Source organism: Cedecea sp., assembly GCF_036500665.1.
Taxonomy (GTDB): Bacteria; Pseudomonadota; Gammaproteobacteria; order Enterobacterales; family Enterobacteriaceae; genus Cedecea.
The window spans coordinates 48123-71665 of sequence record NZ_DASYBS010000004.1; the positions used below are offsets into that span (position 1 = coordinate 48123).

General features: G+C 53.4%; 18 protein-coding genes. 8 read left to right on the forward strand and 10 right to left on the reverse strand.

Annotation, left to right across the window (positions count from 1 at the left end; genetic code table 11):
• Positions 1-269 precede the first annotated feature (269 nt).
• From VGM55_RS00395 to VGM55_RS00415, 5 genes are read left to right on the forward strand one after another with little or no spacing between them, the layout of a single operon-like run.
• Positions 270-836 (forward strand): type VI secretion lipoprotein TssJ, encoded by a 567-nt coding sequence (locus tag VGM55_RS00395; protein ID WP_154186440.1) that lies wholly within the window; start codon positions 270-272, stop codon positions 834-836.
• A gap of 21 nt (positions 837-857) precedes the next feature.
• Entirely contained in the window at positions 858-2216 is a 1359-nt protein-coding gene (gene tssK / locus VGM55_RS00400; RefSeq protein ID WP_331634220.1) for a type VI secretion system baseplate subunit TssK, read from the forward strand.
• Positions 2213-3751, forward strand: coding sequence for a type IVB secretion system protein IcmH/DotU (gene icmH, locus VGM55_RS00405; RefSeq protein WP_331634222.1), 1539 nt, complete (start codon positions 2213-2215; stop codon positions 3749-3751). The genes tssK and icmH overlap by 4 nt, the downstream gene beginning before the upstream one ends.
• A gap of 18 nt (positions 3752-3769) precedes the next feature.
• Positions 3770-7237 carry a type VI secretion system membrane subunit TssM gene (gene tssM / locus VGM55_RS00410; RefSeq protein WP_154186446.1) on the forward strand — a complete coding sequence of 1156 codons (3468 nt, stop codon included), beginning with the start codon at positions 3770-3772 and terminating at the stop codon, positions 7235-7237.
• Positions 7189-7572, forward strand: coding sequence for a hypothetical protein (locus VGM55_RS00415; RefSeq protein ID WP_154186448.1), 384 nt, complete (start codon positions 7189-7191; stop codon positions 7570-7572). Before tssM ends, VGM55_RS00415 begins: the two co-directional genes overlap by 49 nt.
• Before the next feature lie 120 nt (positions 7573-7692).
• Here VGM55_RS00415 and VGM55_RS00420 read toward each other — a convergent pair whose 3' ends face one another.
• On the reverse strand, positions 7693-8604 hold the full coding sequence (locus VGM55_RS00420) for a LysR family transcriptional regulator (RefSeq protein ID WP_331634223.1): 912 nt from the start codon (positions 8602-8604) through the stop codon (positions 7693-7695).
• Between the two features lie 255 nt (positions 8605-8859).
• Here VGM55_RS00420 and VGM55_RS00425 point away from each other — a divergent pair, with 255 nt between their 5' ends.
• A complete protein-coding gene (locus VGM55_RS00425; RefSeq protein WP_154186452.1) occupies positions 8860-9168 on the forward strand; it encodes a hypothetical protein in 309 nt (102 codons plus the stop codon).
• A 773-nt stretch (positions 9169-9941) separates the two neighbouring features.
• Here the strand turns inward: VGM55_RS00425 and VGM55_RS00430 are convergent.
• Complete coding sequence (locus tag VGM55_RS00430; protein ID WP_154186454.1) at positions 9942-12980, reverse strand: M66 family metalloprotease; 3039 nt, start codon at positions 12978-12980, stop codon at positions 9942-9944.
• A gap of 270 nt (positions 12981-13250) precedes the next feature.
• On the opposite strand from VGM55_RS00430, the gene VGM55_RS00435 reads away from it, so the two are divergent.
• Entirely contained in the window at positions 13251-13586 is a 336-nt protein-coding gene (locus VGM55_RS00435; RefSeq protein ID WP_154186456.1) for a DMT family transporter, read from the forward strand.
• Between the two features lie 31 nt (positions 13587-13617).
• On the opposite strand, the gene VGM55_RS00440 is transcribed toward VGM55_RS00435, so the two are convergent.
• The 8 genes from VGM55_RS00440 to VGM55_RS00475 all read right to left on the reverse strand — a co-directional run bounded on the left by VGM55_RS00440 (position 13618) and on the right by VGM55_RS00475 (position 22173).
• Entirely contained in the window at positions 13618-14943 is a 1326-nt protein-coding gene (locus VGM55_RS00440; protein WP_331634224.1) for an MFS transporter, read from the reverse strand.
• A gap of 31 nt (positions 14944-14974) precedes the next feature.
• A complete protein-coding gene (locus VGM55_RS00445) occupies positions 14975-16249 on the reverse strand; it encodes an MASE1 domain-containing protein (RefSeq protein ID WP_154186458.1) in 1275 nt (424 codons plus the stop codon).
• 156 nt (positions 16250-16405) lie between these two features.
• On the reverse strand, positions 16406-17032 hold the full coding sequence (locus VGM55_RS00450; RefSeq protein WP_331634225.1) for a hypothetical protein: 627 nt from the start codon (positions 17030-17032) through the stop codon (positions 16406-16408).
• A gap of 493 nt (positions 17033-17525) precedes the next feature.
• A complete protein-coding gene (gene argE / locus VGM55_RS00455; protein ID WP_331634226.1) occupies positions 17526-18689 on the reverse strand; it encodes an acetylornithine deacetylase in 1164 nt (387 codons plus the stop codon).
• A complete protein-coding gene (locus VGM55_RS00460) occupies positions 18682-19356 on the reverse strand; it encodes a DUF1028 domain-containing protein (RefSeq protein ID WP_331634227.1) in 675 nt (224 codons plus the stop codon). The genes argE and VGM55_RS00460 overlap by 8 nt, the downstream gene beginning before the upstream one ends.
• Positions 19353-19781 (reverse strand): RidA family protein, encoded by a 429-nt coding sequence (locus VGM55_RS00465; RefSeq protein ID WP_154186466.1) that lies wholly within the window; start codon positions 19779-19781, stop codon positions 19353-19355. The genes VGM55_RS00460 and VGM55_RS00465 overlap by 4 nt, the downstream gene beginning before the upstream one ends.
• A gap of 26 nt (positions 19782-19807) precedes the next feature.
• Positions 19808-21073: an NAD(P)/FAD-dependent oxidoreductase gene (locus tag VGM55_RS00470; protein ID WP_331634228.1), complete on the reverse strand. Its 1266-nt coding sequence runs from the start codon at positions 21071-21073 to the stop codon at positions 19808-19810.
• A gap of 176 nt (positions 21074-21249) precedes the next feature.
• Positions 21250-22173: a LysR substrate-binding domain-containing protein gene (locus VGM55_RS00475; RefSeq protein WP_154186470.1), complete on the reverse strand. Its 924-nt coding sequence runs from the start codon at positions 22171-22173 to the stop codon at positions 21250-21252.
• Positions 22174-22708: 535 nt separating this feature from the next.
• On the opposite strand from VGM55_RS00475, the gene VGM55_RS00480 reads away from it, so the two are divergent.
• Complete coding sequence (locus VGM55_RS00480) at positions 22709-23536, forward strand: ABC transporter substrate-binding protein (RefSeq protein ID WP_154186472.1); 828 nt, start codon at positions 22709-22711, stop codon at positions 23534-23536.
• Positions 23537-23543 lie beyond the last annotated feature (7 nt).

The following is a 23543-nucleotide window of genomic DNA, read 5'->3' on the forward strand; positions in this document are numbered from 1 at the left end:
AGTTAATACCAGTGCATCGGGCTGTTGCCAGTCCGGTAACGATGTACTTTGCCTTGGGCTGATCGTTGTTGTAAGCCCAAATACTATGAGTAATTGCCAGGGCGTTATTAATGTGCCCAATTTTTTAATTTGCGGTGGTTTTGTTCAAACGCTTTCTACGTCGTATTACAGTACATGTACGCATAATGCGGGGGTCGGCGTTTGTTCAGGAACCAACTCTGGTAAAGGGCAGTTATTACTCGCATCTCAAAAACTTATTGTGAAAGGAAATGGAGCGACCTACCTTGGATGCTGCGGGACCGCCAATACCTGTAATACCGTTTGTGTTCAGAGCGTGCCGAGCCAATACACGGTTCATGTCAGTTATTAATATACGTCGCTGGAGTGTTATATCTTTAGTGTTACTCACTTCTGGATGCTCGCTATTTTCTTCAGGGACAACTCAGCGACCTGAGCAGGCTGTTGAAATTCAGCTCAATACCAGTTGGCGAGTGAATCCAGATAAAGATAATGATTCTCAACCGGTGAAAATATGCATTATTGAAACCCGACGTTCCGGCTGGTTACCGCCGGGATTATATGAAGGCAAGATTTGCAGTAATTTGTCCGGATCGGCAGATATTGTGACATTTGAAAACTATATTATGGCGCCGGGTCAGCGGCGAGTATATCGAACAAGCACACAGCAGTTTGATAATTATACTCGCTGGATTGTCATCGGCGCTGAGTTTCAAAAAGGGGTTGGTGAATATTCTTTAATTGAAAAAATGATTGTACCTGGTGCTGATTTTAAAATGGAAATCATGGCTGAGAATACGTCGCTAACAATTTTATAAAGACAAAATATGGGAAGTAGTATGTTGCCAACACAACGGGTCGCATGGATTGAAGGCATGCTGATGGAGCCTCAGCATTTCCAGCAGCAGGAGCGCTATCTTGAGAATATGATCCATGCCAGAACCAGCGAGCTGGGTGCCTGGAATTGGGGATTAAGCGAGCTTGAAATTGATAATGAGCTTCTTGCGCAGGGAAAATTTGCAATTCGCCGTGCCAAAGGTGTTTTTCCGGATGGTACGGTGTTTTCGATGCCTGATAACGAACCGCTACCCGCGCCGCTGCAGCTTAGCGACCATCATCAGAACCAAATGATTTGCCTCGCGATCCCCTTAGATGTGCCGGGGAACGCCTGGATAGATCTTACCGCCAGCAGCAGCAGCAGCCGCTACCGTGCTGTGGATATGGAAGTTCAGGACAGAAACCTGTTACCGGCGTTTGCCGAAGGTAACACGCGCCACGCGATGCTGCAGCTCGGGGCGCTACAAAGCCGCCTCTGTCTGAAAGAGAGCTGCAGCAGCGCAGAGTCCGTGCTGCCGATTGCCATGCTGGGGGAGCGGCGTCCTGAAGGCGGAATGATGCTGGACAGTAAAGTCCTGCCGGTGATGATTGATTTCCGCGCGGCAGGCTGGCTGTATGACGTGACCAGTGAATTACTGGGGCTTATCTCACAGCGCCTGATGATGGTGCGGCTGCCGGATGCGCACTACTCCGGCGGCGGTATGAACGAAGTGCTTGAGCTGATGCTGTTACAGCTGCTCAGCGAGTATCACCTGCGTCTTCGCCATCTGCTGGCGTGTCCGAAAGTTCACCCTGAGCAGCTCTTTCAGATGCTGCTTGGTCTGCTTGGGCGATTATGCATTATTCCGGGTAGCGAATCATTCCACGACCGTCACGATCTTCGCTATCTTCATGAGCAGCCGGGCCAGAGCTTTTTCGCGCTGTTTGCTGCCCTGCGCCGGGCGCTGTCGCTGGTGATTGAGTCCCCGGCCGTGGCACTCTCCTTTAAAAGCAACGGAAACAATTTCTATCTGTGCCAGACCGATGCTCAGCTGCGCCTTGAGCGCCTGATCTTTGCCGTCAGCGCTGACGTGCCTGGTGAAGTGCTGCGCAACGATTTCCCGGCGCAGATAAAGCTCGGTCCGGTAGAAAAGATTGCTCAACTGGTGGACTTCCAGCTGCCAGGTGCGCGATTAAACGCCATGTCCGCGCCACCTCGCCATATTCCGTACTACCCGGATAGCATCTACTTTGAGGTCGATCCCTCAGATCCGCTGTGCCAGGAGATGATGAACTGCGCGGCTATGGCGCTAAGCATTGTGGGCGATTTCCCATCACTGCGCTTTGACGCATGGGGACTGAGACCCGGGAGGGGACGATGAGGGATTTTGGCGATCAGATCCGTAATATGGTGTCCAGCTCCCGATCCGGCCTGGAGCAGGTTGGCAGCCTGCTGAACTCCACGCCGGCTCAGGTCACGCTCAGCAGTATGGCCCCGCTGGCGTTCAGCGCCCAGCGCAAGGGGGAGAGCGCGATACCGACAGAAGAATCCAAAGAAGGCGCTGGTGAATTTCATATACCGGCGCCGGCCCCCTTCGCGGCCACTATCCGCCACCCGGAACCGTCCTACACGCCAGCACAGATTTCTCTTCCACAGGCGGCAGCAAAGCCGGTGGTCTGGGCACGAGCGGGCACGCTGACGGGCAGCTGGGGAAACCGCTGTGAAGCGGCGGCAATGCCGGCCTTATTGATCGTGGAGCGTTTTCGCGATCAGCACGGCGTCGACAGTCTCGCGCTGAGGGCTCAGCTCGTGCGCGAACTTCAGCATTTTCGCCAGCAGCTTCTGCGCCAGCAGTTTCTGCCGGAGGATGTGCGCAGCATGTCCTATCTGCTTTGCACCTACATTGACTGGAACTTCTCGGAAATGCGAGAGCAGAGGGGGGCGCCGCTTAATCTGCTGATTGAGTTCCACCGCGATTCATGGGGTGGAGAGGCGTGCTTTACCGATCTGGAACGCTACATGGGGAATCCCCATGAGTACCGCGAAATCCTTGAACTTTATCACCTGATCCTGTCGATGGGTTTCAAAGGCAAATATCACGTGCTGGAACGCGGCGAGGTGCTGCTGGCTGACCTGATGCAGCGCCTTGATGCCATGGTCTATGAGCGTGGCGTGACGGAAACCCTGAATGACGTTAAGCCGGTAGCGACGACGTTACGCCGCCGCCGTCTAACGCCGTCAAGGCTGCTGGTGGTCGGCACATTGATGTGCCTGATGGGCTGGGGAGGCGTGTCGTTTTACCTGCACGATAAATCACGGGTCATTCGCCACGCCATCATGGCCTGGGAACCCCCGGTGCCGCGCAAAATTAACATCATGGAGACGCTGCCACAGCCGCTGCCAACCATTCTCAGCGAAGGCTGGCTGGAAGTGCGGGAAGACCCACGCGGCTGGTTGCTGCTGTTCACTTCGGACGGTGCCTTCAGGACGGGCAAGTCGGTGCTGTCGCCGGAGTTCGTCAAGAAGCGCAACATCGAACGCTTGGGTGAAGCGCTGGCGGGTTGGCCTGGCGATCTGGAGGTGATAGGCCACACCGATGCGCAGCCGTTCCGTAACAGTAAAGCCAAAGATCCGAATCAGGAGCTTTCGCAGGCGCGTGCCCAGGCGGTTGCCGACAGGATCCAGGAAGGGATGCTCGCAAACAGCAAATACAAGCGCAACATCACCGCGGTGGGCAAAGGCGACAGCGAACCGCTGGCCGATAACACCACCGAAGAAGGACGGCGTAAAAACCGCCGCGTGGACATTCTCTGGAAGGTGGGCGATCGCGCAGAAAATAAGGCGACACCAGAGGCGCAAAACAGCCAGGGAATGCCAGCGTTGCTGAACAAAGGTCACAGCGGCTCTTCGCGCTGATAAGGAATATCAACAGGTATGATTCGCAGAACGTTTATTCTTTTACTGGCGGTAATTTTATCGCTGCTGGTGTGGTGGGTAGGGCCACTGGTTGCTATTGGCTCGCTGCGCCCCATGTCGTCACAATGGGTTCGCTGGAGTTTGATAGCGATTATCATGGTGGTCGCGCTTTGGCCCTGGACGGCCGCTTTCCTTGGCTGGCTCGTCAACCAGATCCGTGCGCCAAAGAATGTTTCCCGCACTCGTCGCCAGCTCGATCGCGTCACTTCACGCTTTTATGATGCGATCCGCACCCTGAAGCATGTCGGCGTGTCAGAGCAGAAGTCGCCGCTGCGGCGGTTTTTTTACCGCCTGCGCAGAGACTATCTTAATGATAAAGGTTGGTTTCTGGTACTGGGCCCTTCAGGCAGCGGTAAAACCTCGCTCATTAACGAGAGCGGTAAGCGTTTTTTGCTCTCCGAACAGTACGGTATTCGTCACACAGTTGACGTAGGTTCTACCCGCGACTGCAACTGGTGGTTAACGGACAAGGCCGTCTATATCGATACGGCGGGGGAGTGGACTCAACTCCATGGCCTTAGCGAAGAGGCCGGGAAGGCACAGAGTAAGCTTTTTCCGCTGATTCGTCGCTACCGGCGCCACCCCGGCGTTGACGGGGTGCTGCTCTGTCTCGATGCCTGCTGGCTGCTCAATGCGCCGTTGACCGACCGCAAATCGCTTGCGGACGCACTCTGCGCGAGAATGCTCGAAGTAGCGGCCTTTTTCCGTTCTGATATGGCGGTGTACCTCGCATTGAACAACATTGATGCCCTGCCAGGCGGCGAAGCATTTCTTTCTGAAATGAGCGAAGAGATGCTCAGCAAAGGGATTGGTTTTCCGCTGATCTATGCCAACGCGCATCAGGTCGACTACGGGCGCAGCGACACGGAGTATAGCCGTTTTGCCTCGAGGATCAGCAGCTATGTGCAAGAGCTGCTGCAGCACGCCCCTTCTGCCGAACAGCGCCAGCAGCTGCTGTTTTTTACCGAGTCGGTAGGCAGTTTACGTAAGCCATTGTTTAACCTGCTGGAGCAGATTTTTCCTCAGCTTCCGGCGGGTTATGCGGGGCAGATTCGTCAGGTCTGGCTTGGCAGTACGCGCGTACTGCAAAAGCAGCAGTGGGCGGGTGACATGGAGCTTCGTCCGGCCGGGCATCTTTATGGGCCGATGCTGGATTCTTTGGTGAAAGAGCGCGGCATCGTGAACTCACGGCGCATGCCGTTGCGTCAGCGTGTGCTGACCACGCTGCGCTATGCTTTTGTCTGCGGCATTCTCTCTTTCGCGGCCTGGACGCTGGCCTCCCGCTATCAATGGGAAGAGGATTACATCGCCTTTATGACCGCCAGTTTCGATGAAACACGGCGGATCGTGCGTGAGATCCCGGCAACCAACCGCGTCAGCGACGATCTGGTTTCGGCCTATGAGCAGCTTGGCTATATGTCGGTGCAAATGAACAGCAACGAATGGCCGCTGGTCAACCCCTATCTTGAGCACTCAATCATCAATAAAGAGGCTCAGCAGACCTATCACCGCCATCTGTTTAAGTTTTTCTGGCCTGCGCTGGAGCGCTATGTGCTGGAACAGCTGGAGCTGGATATTACGTCCAGCGACGATCGCGACGTTTATAACACCCTTAAGGTCTACCTGATGATGGGGGAACCGCAGCATCGCCAGGCCAGCGAGCTGGAAAGCTGGTTCGCCACACGCTGGAACAGTTTTGCGCCGCAGGGCTATTCCGATGCCGATAAACGCATTTTCCTGCTGCATCTGCGCACCATGTTCTCACCCGAATTGAAGCCGGAGGCGCCGGTCACCAAACTGAACCCTGAACTCGTGCGTATGGCGCGCGTGAAGGCGATGGCAATCCCTATTCCGATGCGTGTACTGCAGGAATTGCAGCAGCATATGCTGCCGGGTATTGAGAACGTTTCGCTTGCTACCGCGGCTGGAACCAACGTCTCACTGATGCTCCGCCGTAAAGGGCCTGCGACGGTGACGGATATGGCCGTACCGGCCTTTTATACGTTGGCCAGCTATCACGATGTTTTCCGCCCGCAGCTCAGCGGCGCGGTGGATCGAATGATCAAGGACGAGGCGTGGGTACTGCGCGACGGTAGCGACAAGCTCGATAAGCTGCGTACGCTTGAGTTTCGTCAGAAGCTGACCGACGAAGTCCGCAAACTCTATTTGCTGGAGTATGCGGATCGCTGGGATAACTTCCTTAAAGATATCCGGGTGCGGCCGGTAGCAAGCCTGGACGATGCGGCTCAGCTGGCACGTCAGCTTTCTTCGCCGTCATCGCCGTTGTCAAACCTGCTGCGCTTTGTCACCCGCCAGACAAGTCTTGCCAGTACGGACACCCACAATGTGTCGGGCTGGCTGAACAAGAGCAAGGCGGCCCTGGAAACGTCGCAGCGGGATATTCTCGGTGAGATCTCCGGAAATCGCAGCTATTACCGCATTACACCGGAAAAGGAGCTGGAAAACCGCCTTGAGCCCGTTCGTCGTCTTGGTTCACTGCTGATGCAGGCGCCCGGCGTGAACAGCGATCCGCTGGCTCGTCGCTTCGAGGAAATTTACAACCAGCTCTCAACATTGGCGATTGCGTTACGCGGAGGGGAAGTTTTACCGCAGAACTCAATGAATAATCTGCGCATCGCGGCGGCTCAGCAACCGGAGCCCGTTCGTAGCATCATGCAGGATTTGCTTGATGTCGGTAATACCCAGAGTCTGCAGCAGAGCCGTCAGAACCTGAACAGCAGCGCCGCGTCTTTTACCTCTGACGTCTGTCGTAGCATGATTGCCGGACTTTATCCGTTTAATCGTAGCGCACGCGATGAAGTCGGGATCGGGGACTTTGCCAGGATGTTCAGCCCGTCCGGTTCTATCAAACGTTATTTCCAGCAGCACCTGGCACCCTATGTGGATAACACGGCAGGCAAACTGCGCATTCGGGAAAGTAGCCGCGGTCTGCTCAGTGCGGCGACGCTTAAAAACTTTGAGAACGCCATGCTCATCAGCGACACCTTCTTTGGCAATGCCAGTGACAACGTCGCGTTCTCTATGTTCCTGCGCCCGCTGTCGCTGTCGCCTAACATCATGGAAGCGGAGCTGGACATTGATGGTCAAGTGATTCGCTACAGCCACGGCAGTACGCAGCCCGTTAGCGTACAGTGGCCCGGCAAAAACGGCGGCGCTTACGTGCGTTTATCGTTTAAAGATGCCAACGGCAAGATTGAATCCGTCAATTTTAATGGCCCCTGGGCGCTGTTCCATCTCTATGACAAAAGTAACCCGCTGGCCCTCGACCGAGATCGGCAGGAGTTAACAATGGGTATCTCTACATTAAGTGGATTATTCAAGCTGGAAATTCGATCCACCATGCAGGATTTCCCCCTGTGGTCAAAAGCGTTGAGCCAGTTTTCTTGCCCAAGTGTGAAAAGGTAGATAAAGGAGAAGTTATGTTAGATCCCAATAAACTGATAGAGATGTTAACCAATCTGGCCTCAATGAGTCAGACCACCCAGCAATCGCTCACGCAGAATTTTATGTCCGGTGCGGCGGGAATGAAAATGGATGGCGGAGTTGAAATGGAAAAAATGATGTCGATGATGAGCAGTATGAATGAGCAGGCCTCATCGGGTATGAGCGACATGATGAAAAACATGCAGCAGAATATGGACATGCAGGCGAGCGCGGGCAAATCTGAAGCGACCGGGGCTGCAAAAGCAGGCTTTCCTCAGGAGGCGATGGATTTCTTCAACGCAATGCAAAAGAAGTAACGCTTGCCCTGGAGTAAGACAATCGGTTCGCTTGCGAGCCGATTTTTTTTGCGTGAGGTTTAGCAGCAAAGAAGAAGCTCTACCACTGCGGTCATTCTGACACGAAGGGTAGAGCTTGTTTTATTCTGCAGAAGCGCAACCTATACCTCGGTTAAGGTAGTTACGGCAGCAGTCACGCAGCCATTTGTGAGAAGGGGAATTATCGTGACGAGGATGCCAGGCTTGAATGAGGCTCACTTCCGGCAGGCAAATGTCGGGCTGGAAGGCAACCATATTCGGCGGAATTACGCCGGCAACTTTTTTGAAAAAACCGGGGACGATGGCCAGGGTATCAGTACGTAATACGGTTTCAATCGTCGTCAAATAGCCAGGGCAAAAGCCAATGACTTTACGCCGGAAGCCAAACTGACTGAATAAGGTATCGACATCATCGTTAAGTTTTCCTTTGGTGCTGATAAAATCATAAGCGGCCAGGGTGTCGATGGTTATCGGTTGCGAAAAAATATCATGCCCTTCTTTAGCAATCACCAGACATTTGTCACGATGAATTGTTCTGATCTTAATCTCAGGGCTCAGCGGGCGTGACTCTCCAATATATAGATCAATATTGTCCTGACGAAGGAAGTCAACGGAACCGTGATCGTAATAAAAATCCAGGACCACATGGTGGTCAATTTCAATCAACTCCTGTACCAGCCCTGAATTAAGCAGAGCGATCATCACATCGTTTGAGGCGATATTGAAGGTCAAGGGGGTTTTGCCGATATCGAAAGAGAGATTTTGATTAAGAACAGATTCAATGTTATCGATCAAATTACGTATTTGGGGACGCAGCTGCATGGCCAGCGGGGTTAATGTCAGTATTGATCCGGAACGCACCAGCAGCTGATCCTGAAAGGAATCTCGCAGCTTATTGAGAGACTTACTGATCGCCGGAGGCGTGACGTTGAGCTTGCGTGCTGTCTTACTGACGCTACACTCTTCTAACAAGGAGTCCAGAACGATTAATAAATTGAGGTCGGTACGAGGCATATCAATCCCTAATGAATATGAAACTTCCATCCGTCTTGTGCTTTGCTGTATAAAAACACAGCGATAGCAGTTTTTTTAAATATTTGCCGAAAAGTAATTAATGTCGTAAGGCTATTTTATTTAGACTGGTGGCATCCCTGCGAAATAATTGATGAATAAGTTGTTAACCAAATTTCAATAACAATTTTCATGTCCTTTGTCATAAAATGCTGAAGGTTGAGTTTTCCTTTATTACATGAAAATTTATGGGTGTGGATGATGCAAGCAACAAACGGCGTAGAGTGTTTGATTAAAACCGTTCAGTACCAATGGAACGAACTTCTTAGCGACAAAGATAAGCAAGCAATAATTTTTCGGGTGGTCTGTGTGATCTCTACTTACTCGGGGATCTGCGTTGAAGGTAGTCATATTTTTACCGTTCATAATATTTCTCACACTGAAGATAAAAATGCCCTGGCGCTGACGTCGGAGAGTGCAGCATATAACAATGCTATTCAATGCCTGACCGCCGCGATGGCATTTAGTGGCCAGGTTGTGTCAATGAAAAAGGCCAATGTTGAATAAATCACCCTGCGTGATATACGGGCAGAGAGTGCCTTTCTTTTTCTCCATGGGTTCAGTCGATAGCCTTTTTCTGTGAACCTGTTAATTCCCTTTGCATGCCGTTAATTCCGTTCACTCCGGTACTGTATTGCGCTAAAAACAGGCCTGCCTCAGGCATGAGCATGATGTCTTTGGGGTTATCAGCAGGTCACGCTGTTGGTTTTTATCTAAGATGTCAGCAACCTGCTTTTTTGTTTTCCATCAAATAGTTTGTAACGGTGATTAATTATATAAACGCATTTTTTGATCCCGAACATTAACCGTCGATTTCTGGATGTATCATATTACCACTATTGATCAATTTACTAAGGATATTGTTGTGAGGCAGGTCTAAAGGAATTGAAATCAATAAGATAAGTCTTGATTGATAGCGCGGGGAGTACCGTTCTTCTGAATTTACTCATGGTATTTTAATGAGGCATCTGTGAATAAGGCTGTCAGGATCGAGAATTAAAGAAGTTTGGATTAAGATTATTCTTAATGCGACGTCATTTTTCTTAACAGAATGGATTGGAAAAAATGGAGCATGGGCATGGGGTAAAAGAGCGAGGCGGACGTGCAAACGCGCCATTGACTTCATTTGAGAAATATTTGGTAAGCAGATTCTGACAGCGGGAGTGTGGAATATGAAAATAAACGGCAGTCAGGGGGTAAATATTATAGGGGGGAAGGATAACCAAAAGAAGCCGCAACGTATTTCACATTGCGGCTTTCGGGGGAATTAAATTAAATGCTTATTTACTGTAAGACTTCCATGCCTGAGTCCAGCTAATGCCAACCCCCGGTTCGTAATGCAGCTGTGACCACTGCCCCGTCTGGCTACACCAGTTTGCTACCGTACATTCGAACAATTTACCGTTATGCTGCACGACCTGGCCATTCTCGTAGCGGGTGCCATACACCCACTGTTGCCAGACGTCGCCAGCGGTGAGGGCAGGAACGGTAATCGCCTGCTCCACAACGCCCGATGCTTTACCCGCCGTCACCTTAACCGCGACCTTCAGGTGTTGCACCTGGCTGGTTTTGGCGAGGGTGAACTGCTGCTGTGGCTGGCCGTTGCTGCCATTATCTGCACCCACAGGCAGCGTCCAGTGGTAATCAGGTGTGCTGGTCGGTATTTGTGACGATTGTACGCTACCGCTAAAGATAACAGCCTTATCCTGTTCTTTTGGCTGTATCGTCAGCGTCAGTGCGGAGATAAAGGCCTGATCGTTATTTTGTTCCGCCTGGGTAACCGTCAATTTATGCTGACTGGTGGCGGTGCGCCCCCCTCGTGAACTGCTTGCCGTCACCTCGGCGATATACTCACCCGCAGCCAGACCGGACTGTAGCTGACCGTCCTGAGTTATACCGTTTTCAATCACCCGGTTTCCCCGTTTTAGCGACCAGCGCAGCGTCACCTGATCAAAGTTAGCTTTGGCTTCCAGTTTTATTGGTGCGGCGGAGGGCATTGTGCTTTGGCCGGTAATGGTGACTGCTGGTCTGGTCACGTTAATGGCGACACAGGCCTCACCGGATTTTTTATCGCGGTTTGTCGCCGTCAGGCAGAAGCGGGTTGCGGTATCAAACAGGTTTTTCGGGACCACGACCTCTGCCGAGGCCTTATCATAGGATTTCAGGTAGATAAGGCTGTTTCCCTCGCTGCGGTGCCACGTCCAGCTAACGTCCTTCTGATTACTGGTTCCGGTGACCGGGTAACCCCATCCGCTGTCCGTGGTGCCAACGACGTTGATAACGGAACGGTCCAGCGTCACCTCTGGTGCCGGTGCCTCGCTCTCTTTCTCTTCATACAGGTGACCTGTTTTTGCGGCTGGCTGTGGCGCTATCGCGGCAGGTTCAATACTGCGCTCTGCCAGTTTAAATTCATTTCCCAGCGTAACCGGCTGGCTTTGATACTCCTGCCTCAGGGACGCTTCATCCGTCAGGTAGGTCCAGTACTGGTTGTCCACGGGGGTCGTTGGGAAGTACCAGAAGGGCTTACTTTTCAGACGGAAGTAGAAGTCATGCTGCGGATAATAATAGACCGAGCCGATAGCCTCGTTTTTATCCGTATCCCAGTGATAAAACTTCTCGACGCCAAACTTTTTGAGCTTCCATTGCGTAAATGCCGCGTCCATATTCTGCTGCGGGCAGGCGATGCTCACCGCCTGCGGCTTTTTATTCTCAGGGACGTTGATATGGAATTTATTCATATGGCCAGGCTGCAGGCGCATGCCATCGAGCGCAAAGATCTCTTCGCTACCGTTCGCGTAGCTGACCTCTGCCCAGCATTGCCCATTTTTTAACGGCTCAGATTTATAGGTGTAACCATAGCTGCCGTGCAGTGCCGGGTAGATATAGCTCTCAAGTTCCCCCTGCGGGTCGTAATAACCTACCAGCGTCACAACGGGGATGCCAAAGGCGTCCGGCTTGCGGTATAGCGGCCCTGTTGGGGCGACCATTTTTTTCTGTTGCCGATCCCAGATTAAATAACCGGAGGGGGAGTGCGCGGCAATAACGGCTTTATCTTCAAGCCATTGTTGAATACGCTTTTGCGTGTAACCGGTGTGCAGCGTGTATTTTGACAGAGGAGAACTCGCCTCGCCGCCACCCATTGTATCGCGGTTAAATTTGTAGATGCCGAGGAAGGGCGGCGTAACATGCGTATCACCGGATTCTTCTGCTGGCGTATCTCCGCCCTTGTTCCAGAAGAAGTTCGCGATGAAACGATGCTGAATACTGTCCCATCCCCAACCGGAATGACGATTGTGGATGGACCACTTTCCGCCGCCTGGATAGTGGCCCATGCCATAACCATGGCCAATTTCATGGCTAAACTCGTTGCCAACCGTATCGTAAAGGGTTGCCATACCGTTGCCGCCGCTAAGCCCATGCTGAACCACGCCATTTTTATAGCGCCCCCAGGACTGATGGACGGCAACCTGGTGGAACAGCCCTGGCTGCCACTGTGTTTCCCCTTTTGATGAGTTAATACCAAAGTTTGCGTTATCAATGCCCATAGAAATAAGGCCTTTACCGATATTTTCACGCATATCGCCGTCATAGACGCCGCCGGTATCATCGCTGCTGGTGGTGTATTTTTTACCGGATGAGAGCACCACTTCCTGCAGTTCGACCGGCGAGTAGTTACCGACAATTAGCTCGGAGACGGGGATTTTCTGGAAATAGTCATCCGCCAGTTTTTGCGAGGTTTTCTCCAGCGGGTTTTTGTCCAGGCTGCCGGGGGCGGTCAGCATGCCGATGCGGATATTCTGCAGTACAACCTGCGTTTCACCGCCAATATCGATGGAATCAATTTTTCCTGAACGGTTATCTGTGGTGTTGAATTCGAGCGTCAGCCCCGGCTGGATCCAGTCGCCTGGCAATATCTGACTCCAGGCTTTATCACTATATCGCACATCCGGATTTGGGCTGTTGGCGGGGCGGTCTGCACCCGGGAGCATCGCCGGCGTGCGCATTTCAAGCGTACCCAGCAATTCACCTTTATTGTTTCTGGCCTTCAGCGTTAATGATTTTACCGCTGGACCGGAGGGAATTAGCATCACCAACGTATCGCGGGTGCTGGTTAATCGTGGCATCTCCTTTGCGCTGTTTCCCGTGGCGTCAATCGTGTGGGTCTGTGCAAATTTGATACTACCTGCAAGCGACCCCTGCAAGTTATTGGTTAGCGTATTTTCATCAAGAAAAACGGAGGTTCCCGCCATTGCCTGGGGAAACACCATTACCGCAGGAAGTGATAACGCCACCGCAGCGGCCAGATATTTTAAACGCATTACAGATATCCTTTCGTAATAGAAGATAAAAACTATAACGAGAGGACGTATTTCAAAATATTGCTGAAGCGCCCTGTGACCAGGGAACAGGGAAAGCAGAAATAGAGAAATATCTCCATCTGCCGGGAATTAACTCTCTCTTCAGAGGGCGGACGGGGGGACGGAAACGATTTATCTGTGGATCAGTCGCGTATTATTGCCTTGTTGTTGAATGTTTGGCCGGCATAACGTTCTATAATTCAGCCAGACCGTTCAATAACAGGAAAAATAATGCCTAATACTTATCTTATTCTCGCGATTTCTATCTGTGCAGAGACGCTGGCTACCACCATGATGAAAGCCTCTGACGGTTTCAGTCGATTGATACCCAGCATCGTTGTGGTGGTGGGCTACGCTATCTCTTTCTATGGCCTGTCGCAGGTTGTAAAAACCATGAATATCGGCATCGCCTACGCCATATGGGCGGGGATGGGGATCTTCCTGGTTTCAGTGATGTCGTTTCTTATTTATAAGCAGAAGCTGGATCTGCCAGCGATAGCTGGCATGGTGTTTATCGCAGTGGGCATCATGATTATCCAACTGTTCTCGAAGTCCGTTACCCACTGATTGACACCGGCAGCAGGCGCCTTCGGCACGCTTATTTCTCTGTCTTTCTGTCATCACGCCATTTGTAGGAAACGCGCTGATACCAGGGCTCGGGGACAGGATGAACGATACTGCGTAGCGCTCTGGCATAATCCATTACCAGCCCCGGAGTCCAGGCCATAGATACCGCACGCTTGCGCACCTGTGCCGCTATCCAAAGTTCGGGCATCGCCAGCGTTCTGAGTATTGATAACCCGCTTTTGCCGCGCGCCGAGAGTACGCCGTCCAGTGAGGCTTCCAGCGCGTAGGCGACGCTGCTTGAGCAATTGCGATAGGTCAGGTTATAGGTTTTGGTTATCTTGTAGGCGCTCCAGAAGCGCTGTAAGGCCTTGCCGTTGTAGTGGTGGAAATAGATTTTGCGATCTGAATGGCACCATTCTGCTGCCTCGGTGGCATAGTCTGGCTGGAAAGTGCCTGGAACGTCGTTATCGCGTGTTGCCTTGAGCGTATTCAAAAACTCGGACGGCGATCGATCGATGTCTTCTGCCGGGTAAAGGCTGATGTAAATGCCGGGAGGGACCTCAAGGGCGGCATGGCCGGTTGAAATTACACCCTCGGCGTCCACTGCGGCGATATAACGGTTGATCACCGGCCGTGGGATCGTCGACGCGCTGGCTGTTCCTTCCGGTGTCCAGATATGCACGGTTAATGGTTCACTAAAATCAGCGGTGGGCGGTTCTGCCACCTTTTGCTTTGCTTCAGCCCCTTTCTTCACTTCAAAACCTATTCCTGCTGGCACCAAAAGCTCAAATACAGAGGTGCCTTCCCGCAGTCGTGCCACACGGAGCGCAAGCCGGACGGTATGGATACCGCTGAAGATCATGAGCGTTCCCAGGAAGAAGGAGACAGTGGCTTTGTAATGGGTTGGGTAGGGGCTGAACATAAAAATTGCGAACACGATTTGCGCTATACCGGTGACCAGCGAACTCTTCCAGTGCGGGAAACGCACGATCCACGCGGAAAATATCACAAACAGGCCAATCACGAAGTACGCAAAGCCGAACACAATGGCCAGCAGCAAATTGCTGTAAGATTGATTCGATAAAATCAACAGCGAGACGAAACAAAAGACGCCACCCTTAAAGTAGAGTACGGCTTTTTGCGCCCCGACGCCGCCGGAAGCAATGCTGAGCGTCACCACGCTTTCCATCAGTAACAGCAGGCCAAATACCCGCAACGGGAAATAGGTTACGCCGTCCAGCCCGTCCAGAAAAATCGCCAGCCCCAACATGCCCCAGACACAGCCGAGGAGCATCAGGTATTTGACCCGCGAGCGCATGAAATCGACGCCGAACAATAACAGGGCTATCTGGATCACAAACCGGTCTCTCCTGATAAAGTCATCATGATCATTCCTGGATAGCCAGGTGGTATTGGCTGGCTTGCCAGTTCCCAACAATAATACGTTCCCCCGCGTTTGACATGGCGATGCCTCCACTATCAACAAGGGTGAGCCACTCCCCGTCTGGGGCTTTAATGCGGAAAACCAGCGAACGGTTTCTGCCCGGCTCCGGCGCCAGCCAATGCTGGCGCAGCCTTTCCCTGTCTTTTAAATGGACGCGGCGAAGCACTTGCTCCACGCGACTAAACTCCTCAGGGGCAATGACACCCAGCAGCGAGGAGAGGTCGTTTTCCCAGACGAAGATACCCGCGTTCGGCTCAAGGCGATAGAGCACGCCATTGCCCGCCAGGCGGCCAGTGTCTGGATTAAAACGGTTGGTTGAGCGCCTGATAACCCGAATAAAGACGGTCAGTAAGGCTGCAGCAGACAGGTAGCTTAGCGCCAGCAGCAAAGACTCGGTAAAGCTGAGTCCGCTGATGAAAAACGGGCCTCTATGCTGGTCGGTAAAATGGATAACAATCAGGCCGGTCACCAACAAGCCGATAGATCCCCCCCGATTGCCCCAGACGATGGCAAGCATCATTGCCAGCACAATCGGAAGGCAGGAGAGGGCAAAATAGAGCGCCGTAGCGTGAGTCATCAGCCAGGGGGCATCGTAGCCGAAGATGAACCAAGTGGCGCCGCCCAGCAGCACCAGCAGCAGCCCTCCCAGAAGACGGTTTGACAGCGTACCCGCGATGCGGGAACTGCGTTTATTCATAAATCCCATCACGACGGTTGTGGCAAAGAAAATCCCCGTGACGTCGGCAACGAAACCATTCCAGAATGTGTTGAGTACCGGCAGGCCGTGGATAATGGCGTAGCCACCCCCGACAAGCAGCGCGTCCAGCAGGCTGATAGCAAAGGTTGCGCATACCCACAGTAGAATGACGTGAAGGTCATCATTTACGCGTGAGAAACGGCGAACAATCCAGGCGATGAGCACGTTCGCCGGCATGGCCAGCAGGGCATATCCCAGCGCGGTCACAAAGAGGGTTCCGCTTTGCCAGGCCTCCTCCTGCAGGACCGTCATCAGAGCGAAGGTCATGATTAATATCGGATAGTCGCGCCAGCGTGCGCAAAGAAAGGCCGCCACGGCGACCCCTGACGGAAACCAGACTATCGCGATGGACGAGCCAGGGTCATCAAACTTTAATGAGATAAGACCGGAGACATAAAAAGTTAGCCCCCACAAGAGCACGCTAAAAGTCTGCCGCAGCCACGAGGGGAAATAGGTTTTCATTTCTCGTCCATTTGGTGTGATTAAGAGAAAATACGCAGCGACCGAGGCACAAAGCGCTGCCTTATCGGTATCTGGTCTATCCTGGACTGATTATTCAGCGTCTATAAATCCTAACAATCCTTCGCTGAAAAACAAAGTCAGCCGCGGCGTCGTGCGTCAGGCCGCATGGCGAGGGTCAATTTTTCCCATCAACACGCTGCGAACGGTGCCTGCGCCGCTGCGTAGAATGGGACTGTCTTCTTCGTTTATGTCGATGATCCCGGGGCCGGGTGTTCCTTCTTGCGGGTGAGTCTCAGCGGCAATGTTTTGCCGGTAGAGATTTGGCCCGGTTTCTTCACCCGGGCGTAAACACCGAGAGGCCGGTGACGGTATCAGGGCAGTACGCATAGATTCTCTCAGTCCTTTTTGCATCCATTTTAGCATTTGCCCCGGCATTGATGAGACCGACACTTTTCCCGCCAACAGACAGGGCTTAACGCTCCAGACCATCAGCAGAATATCTGCTCTGGTCTGGGCATTGGCAAACAGTTTGGCAGTCAGAATCATATTTTGCGATTTTGTTGTGCTCGCGTCGGCAAGCCAGGTACGGACCAGCCGCGCAGTCGCGTCATCTTTTGCCTGAAAACCAATGCTGGCCTGTAGGCCGCCAGCCGGGTGTGCGATCCGGGTTCCCCCGGCGACCATCAGCGCGACCAGCAGGCAAAGTAGCAGGGTGCTTGATAAAAAGAGCAGCCGCCTGGCGGCTTTCTTTAAGGAAAAAATACCTAATCTGAACTTCGACATCCCGTCTATCCTCGATACAAATACGGCTATCCCTGTCGTCAGCACGATGTCCTACCGGCAGTGGGACCGTGCATCGGTGAATAGGGAAAATCAATGATCAACTTAGCCAACGTATCGCGTTAATTATGGTTAATTCATTGTAAGTTAAGAGATCGTCAGGCGAGTTTTTTCTTTGTTGACGCGTGTAGATCATCCACTTTGCGGATAAATATAAGGTCAACGAGGGGGGCGAAGGTTCGGTATTGGCAAGAAAAGATGAATTTATACTGGTACGTAACGCAGATGAAATGCTTTTCTGGTTTTTTATCTTTTAAATTTTGTTTTTTATGGTTTTTAATTCTTAGTATTTTTAAAATTATAGATTTAAGTATTTTATTTTTTCTTTCCATGGTACACGCTCCGCGGGCGTCACCCCATCGGAGGGGACGCCCGCGCTTACTCTCCCGGTGAAACATGCGTCTCTCCCGGTGCGTGAATGCTATCGGCGGCGGGGTCAGCCATCGGGCGAACGAGCCTGCATCCACTGGCAAAGATTATCCAGCATCATCATGCACTTTTGCAGCTGTTCTGCCGTAACAAACTCATCGGGCTTATGTCCCTGCTCCATACTGCCAGGGCCACAAATCAGGGTGGCAATACCGGCTTCGTCAAAAAGCCCGCCCTCGGTGCCAAACGCAACGGTGCTGTAGTCATCGCTCCCGCACCATTGCCCCAGCCAACCGGCAAATTCGGACTGAGCATCCGTCAGTAGGCCGGGATAGTGGCTCAGGGGAACAAACCGAATCGCGCCTGTCGGGGAAACGCTCTGCATGGCGGGTTCCAGCGTTTGCCGCGCATAGCGTTGAATGTCATCCACTACTGCGGCGGCATCAACCTCCGGCAGGTAGCGGATTTCAAAATCAAACTGGCACTCCTGGGGGACAATATTTAATGCGCTGCCGCCACGGATCGTTCCCACCTGCAGGGTGCTGAACGGAGGATCAAAGCGGGCATCGGTCGTTTGCGTTAACGCCTCGCGAGCCTCGCCCAGCTTGCCGATGAGCCGGGCAGCATATTCAATGGCGTTCACGCCCTGCGGCGAATAGGCGGAGTGACAGGCGTGGCCGTGTACTTCGCAGCGCAGGGCGATTTTGCCTTTATGCCCGTAAACCGGGCGCATTTCCGTAGGCTCACCCACAATGCAGAGCGCAGGTTTCTCCGTTGAGGCGCGAAGGTAGTCCGCCATGCTACGCACGCCAAGGCAGCCAACCTCTTCGTCATAAGAAAAGGCGAGATGCAGCGGCATTCTCAGCGGTTGTGCGAGAAACGCCGGAACGGATGCCAGCACGCAGGCGATAAAGCCCTTCATGTCGGCGGCTCCGCGTCCGTAATAGCGGCCATCTTGTTGAGTCATTTGAAACGGAGGAAACGTCCACTCCTGCCCGTCCACCGGTACCACGTCGGTATGGCCGGACAGCATGACGCCACCGCTGCCGGCAGGGCCGAACACGGCGTACAGATTGGCTTTGCTACCGTCTTCGCTATGGAATAGCTGCGAGTGAATGCCCCATTCAGCGAGATAATCACGGATATCATGGATCAGCGCCAGGTTCGACTCGCGGCTGGTCGTGTCCCGCCTCAGTAGTTTGTCCAGCAGGGAAATCAGTCGGCTATTCATCTCCCGGCACACCGTATTTAGGGGCTTCTCTCGGATCGAGGACGCGGGTAAGGTAATCCTGCATTTGCGGCTTGTAGGCCAGCCATAGCGAATGCAGTTCGGCTATCGGGCTCTCGTCCGCCCAGTCCACGCGCAGGTCGATAACCGGCCAGGCGACGGTATCCACCACTTTTAGCGCCGCCGAATGTACCGGCCCGGCTTCGCCGCCTTTTTCCAGCGCCGCCTCAAGCGCGGCAAGCAGCCGGTCCGCCAGCGGGCCGCTGCTTTTTTCGAAGCGCTCGATCATGGCGTTAATCACCGTCTTATCGGCCAGCATATTGCCCGCCGCAACGCAGTTATCCCCCTGTACGGCATGGTAAATGCCCAGTGATTTCTCGCCGCTGTGGCAGGCGGTTTTGCCGTTGTGGTCTATCACCGTGACCTGCCGGTAGTCGCCGTGCAGATGTTCGCTGACGACCAGCTTTAGCGCCTCCTGCGGCGCAACACCTTCACCCAGCTTTGACAGCACCATCGGCCCCAGCGCGGGGAGAGTGATATTCTGGCTCGACACCGCGCCGACGCCCGGCAACAGCCACGGGCAGCGTGCGCCGACCGCGATGCTGGACGAGCTAATGGCGATGCCAAGCTGGCCGGTTTCCCGGCAGCGTGCGGCGATAGAAAATGTCATTTGCCACCCTCAGTATCGTCGGGGATCACCGCGATAACATCGATTTCCATCAGCCACTGCGGCTGGCCGAGGGCGGACACCACAAGCCCGGTGGAGATTGGAAATACGCCTTTCAGCCATTTGCCCACTTCCTGATACACCGGCTCACGGTAGCGGGGATCGATAATATAGGTGGTGGTTTTAACGATATGCGAAAGGTCGCTTCCGGCCTCTTCCAGCAGTTGTTTGACGTTCTTCATTGCCTGTTCGGCCTGAGCTTGTGGGTCGCCAAGTCCAATCAGATTGCCGTCAAAGTCGGTTCCCACCTGGCCGCGAACATAGACGGTGTTTCCGGCGCGAACCGCCTGGCAGAGGTCGTTGTTCAGCGACTGGTTAGGGTAGGTTTCTTTGGTGTTAAACATGCGAATACGCGTATGGGTAGGCATCGGTCAATTCCTTATCGGCAAAAGGGTTAACGCTGGGCAGCGTCGGAATAGCGGCTGTAATTGCGCTGGGTTTCAATGTGGTCGGCAATGTATTTCGCGTCATGCCACACGCCCCAGATAAACGTTGATCCCCGGCGGGACAGCCACGGCAGCCCCAGGAAATAGACGCCAGCCTCGCTGGAAACGCCGCGCTGGTGACGGGGTTTGCCCTGGGCATCAAAAGCGTCCACCTGCAGCCAGCCGTAATCCGGCGCGTACCCGGTCGCCCAGATAATAGAAGTGATACCGGTCTCGGCAAGGTTCAGCTCAAGGGTTGGCTGGGTGACGCAAAGCGGGTCCGGCGGGAAGACGCGGGCCTGCGGTTCTTCCGGCAGATCAAGCCCGTTGCGGGCAATCCAGGCATCGGCGGCGTCCAGCAGGGCAAGGTAGCTTTCATCGCCCTGGCGGATGTTATGGGCGAGGTTATCTTCAAAAAAGACCTTCCCCTCGGCAAAACGCTGGGTCAGGCCGACAAGGTGAATGCCCTGATGCGCCAGGGCGCGAAAATCAACGGTGTGGCCGCCGCGTGCGCCGCTCACGGCAATGGTGACGTGCTCTTTGCCGGGCTGATTGGCCGCCGCATCCCACAGCCCTAGCACGCCCAGCCACCAGCAAAAATCACGATTGCGGTAAGCGCGAGGCGGCCGGTCGTGCGCGCCGACGGAGAGATAAACCTGCTTACCCGAACGCTGGATCTCGTCGGCAATTTGCACCCCGGATGAACCCGCGCCCACCACCAATACGGCTCCGGCAGGCAGCTGGGCCGGGTTTTTGTAGGCAGCGGAATGTATCTGGTAGAGCCTGCCATCTTCCGGAGCAATGGCCGGTACGACCGGGCGCTGGAAAGGCCCCGTTGCGGCGACGATATGCTTCGCTTCTACGACGCCGTCGCTGGTTTCCACGGTGAACCCCGGCCTGCCGTGATTGCGCGTCACGCTTTTTACCTCTACGCCCGTTTTTACCGGAGCCTCAAACTTGCGGGCGTAATCTTCGAAGTAGTTAGCTACCTCGTCTTTAGGGATAAAGCTGTCCCGATCGGCCTGGCTGAATTCCAGCCCAGGGAAACGGTCGTGCCAGGCCGGGCCGTTCGCCACCAGCGAATCCCAGCGTCCGCTGCGCCAGGCTTCGGCAATGCGGTTTTTCTCCAGCACCAGATGGGGAATACCGAGGCGCGTCAGGTGCTCGCTCATGGCGATCCCGGCCTGACCGGCGCCTATCACGAGGGTATCTGTCTGTGTTTTTATTACGGTCATGTCTGTTTCCTTGGTGCCGGGAAAATAAGATTCAGCGCAGCTTCGCTATGGCACAAGGTTATTTGGCAGCAGCCATTCCGTAAAATATTATAAATCTAGGGATAAGGAATAAATAAAGTAGCCTCAATATACAGGCTATGAATCACCTGTATTTTAAGGCTGTGTTTCACGTTTTTTTACTCTTCAATCACGGCCTCCGGCATCAGTTCAAAAGTACGGCAGTAATCCATAAATAAACGCGTCGGGCGCGTCGGTTCGTTATGGCGTAAATAAGCCATCACCAGCGTTGAGGCGGCCATTTCATCGACTATTTCCACCTGCGTAACGCGCTGGCCGTCATAGGTCACGTCGGTGCAGGGGCGGGTGACCAGCACTGAGAATCCCATCCCCTGGCCGACCATGCAGCGCACCATCTCTATCGATGGCGAACTGTAGGCCACCTCAGGGTGCAGGCCTTTGTCGGTGAAAATGTTCATGAAGTAGCTTTTGCTGGGGATGACGTCCAGCAGGATCATCGGTTCACGGCTGAGTTCTTTCAGCGTCACGGACGTTTTCTTCGCCAGCGGATGAGCCGCAGGCAGCAGGGCATAAGGTTTCTGCGGGGCGTTCAACTTTTCGGTATGCAGCGTGCTCTCCAGCTCGAGGTTGTACATAAACGCCAGGTCAAAGCGCCCGCGATGCAGCCCGTGGGTCAGCTCATTTTGCTCGCCGTCGTACAGTCGGATGGTAATTTCAGGGTAAATCTTGCGAAACCCGGCGATGAGCCTCGGCAGGTAAAGCGGCGCCGCTGATTCGAAGCAGCCGATGGCGATGGTGCCGGACACAAGGTCGTTATCCGCTTTGGCATTTTGCTCAAACTGGTATGAAAGCCGCAGCAGCTCGCGGGCTTTTTCATAAAAACGCAGCCCGCCGGGCGTGAGCGAGACGCCCTGGGCGTGGTGACGAATAAAAAACTGCTGCTCAAAGGTGTCCTCCAGGTTCTTGATAGCAATAGAAACCGAAGGCTGGGCGATATGCAGCTGCCTTGAGGCTTCGGCGATGCTTTGCGCCTCAACGACGGTGACAAAGTACTTGAGCTGCTTGAGCGTGAAATGTGTCATGGTGCTAACCCCGGTTTTTTATTGGCAGTGGACCTTGCAAGATAGTTTCAGGCTATCCAGTTATTTCTGTGAGTAGCAAAGCCTGTGCCAAATGCCGCCGTGGTAGGCGTTAACGGTAAAAATGATGCTCAGAAAAAATATTTTCATTTTTATTGGTCACGAATTATCCCCAAAAAGTGGCAATAAAAAATAAGCTGCACTTTTTTGGTGCGGATAAATATTTTATGTCGCTATTATCTGCCTGAAATATGTCTCTATTCGCTTTCCCTCAGAAAATTAAAGTATTGCGCTGCGCTGGTGCAAAAAAATAACCATTGCCTTAAAACAATTTTTTATAGAGGTAAGGAATATTTTTCGTCCTTTATCCCCGAGCCTTTCTCCTGCAGCATGGCTCAATCGCAAACGCTCACCGAATGATTATCGTCCTGGCGAATATATTGCAAGGCAGTAGCCAGGGGGAAACCATAAGCTGTGAAAAGCGCCTCCGTTACGGAGCCAATAAAAAATGATTTATCACCTGCACTGGAGTCATCGCATGTTTACATCTTCACATAGCAAGGCGTTATTTACCTGCATGGCGGCGGCGCTGCCTTTACTGCTCAGCGGCGGGGCTCAGGCCGCCGTGATGACCCCCGGCCAGCTTACGGTGGGCAGCGACATCACCTTCCCGCCTTACGAATATCTCGACGGCAAAACGCCCGCAGGGTTTGATATTGAATTTATCAACGGCGTTGCCGAGGCGATGAAGCTCAAACCTAATTATGTGGATACCCGCTTTACCAGCCTGATCCCCGGCCTGCAGGCGAAGCGCTTCGAGCTGATTGCCTCCGCGCTGTTTATCACCCCCGAGCGCCAGAAGGTTATCGACATGGTGCCGTACCTGAAAACCGGCGAGTCGCTGTTGACCCTCAGCAACGCCAGCTTTAAGCCGACCAAACCGGAGGAGCTTTGCGGACACAAAGTCGGGTCGATGCAGGGCACCTACTGGCTGGAAAAACTGCACACGCTGTCGGCCGATTACTGCGTCAAGCAGGGGCTGAAGCCGATTGCGGTGAGCGAGTTTTCAACCGACCCGCAGACCACCCAGGCGTTACTTTCCCATGCGGTAGAAGTGCAGATGACCGATGCCGCCGTGGCAAGCCAGGTGGTGGATAAAATGAATGGGCGGTTGGTCGTGACCTCCACGGAGCTACTGTACCCGGTGCTGGTGGGCCTGGGGGTGAGCAAAACCAACCCTGAGCTGAAAAAAGCGCTGAACGACGGGATTGCGGCCTTTAAGGCCAGCGGCAAGTACTCGGCCTTAGTGAAAAAGTATCACCTGGCGGAGCCGTCCGAAGCCGAAATTCAGGCCAGCAGTTTGTAATCACCAT

What these genes read in the sequence shown, in the direction of transcription:
- VGM55_RS00395 (WP_154186440.1), top strand. Translation starts at nt 270, where the DNA reads ATGGAGCGACCTACCTTGGATGCTGCGGGACCGCCAATACCTGTAATA.
- tssK (WP_331634220.1), top strand. Translation starts at nt 858, where the DNA reads ATGTTGCCAACACAACGGGTCGCATGGATTGAAGGCATGCTGATGGAG.
- icmH (WP_331634222.1), top strand. Translation starts at nt 2,213, where the DNA reads ATGAGGGATTTTGGCGATCAGATCCGTAATATGGTGTCCAGCTCCCGA.
- tssM (WP_154186446.1), top strand. Translation starts at nt 3,770, where the DNA reads ATGATTCGCAGAACGTTTATTCTTTTACTGGCGGTAATTTTATCGCTG.
- VGM55_RS00420 (WP_331634223.1), bottom strand. Translation starts at nt 8,604, where the DNA reads ATGCCTCGTACCGACCTCAATTTATTAATCGTTCTGGACTCCTTGTTA.
- VGM55_RS00425 (WP_154186452.1), top strand. Translation starts at nt 8,860, where the DNA reads ATGATGCAAGCAACAAACGGCGTAGAGTGTTTGATTAAAACCGTTCAG.
- VGM55_RS00430 (WP_154186454.1), bottom strand. Translation starts at nt 12,980, where the DNA reads ATGCGTTTAAAATATCTGGCCGCTGCGGTGGCGTTATCACTTCCTGCG.
- VGM55_RS00435 (WP_154186456.1), top strand. Translation starts at nt 13,251, where the DNA reads ATGCCTAATACTTATCTTATTCTCGCGATTTCTATCTGTGCAGAGACG.
- VGM55_RS00445 (WP_154186458.1), bottom strand. Translation starts at nt 16,249, where the DNA reads ATGAAAACCTATTTCCCCTCGTGGCTGCGGCAGACTTTTAGCGTGCTC.
- VGM55_RS00450 (WP_331634225.1), bottom strand. Translation starts at nt 17,032, where the DNA reads ATGTCGAAGTTCAGATTAGGTATTTTTTCCTTAAAGAAAGCCGCCAGG.
- argE (WP_331634226.1), bottom strand. Translation starts at nt 18,689, where the DNA reads ATGAATAGCCGACTGATTTCCCTGCTGGACAAACTACTGAGGCGGGAC.
- VGM55_RS00460 (WP_331634227.1), bottom strand. Translation starts at nt 19,356, where the DNA reads ATGACATTTTCTATCGCCGCACGCTGCCGGGAAACCGGCCAGCTTGGC.
- VGM55_RS00465 (WP_154186466.1), bottom strand. Translation starts at nt 19,781, where the DNA reads ATGCCTACCCATACGCGTATTCGCATGTTTAACACCAAAGAAACCTAC.
- VGM55_RS00470 (WP_331634228.1), bottom strand. Translation starts at nt 21,073, where the DNA reads ATGACCGTAATAAAAACACAGACAGATACCCTCGTGATAGGCGCCGGT.
- VGM55_RS00475 (WP_154186470.1), bottom strand. Translation starts at nt 22,173, where the DNA reads ATGACACATTTCACGCTCAAGCAGCTCAAGTACTTTGTCACCGTCGTT.
- VGM55_RS00480 (WP_154186472.1), top strand. Translation starts at nt 22,709, where the DNA reads ATGTTTACATCTTCACATAGCAAGGCGTTATTTACCTGCATGGCGGCG.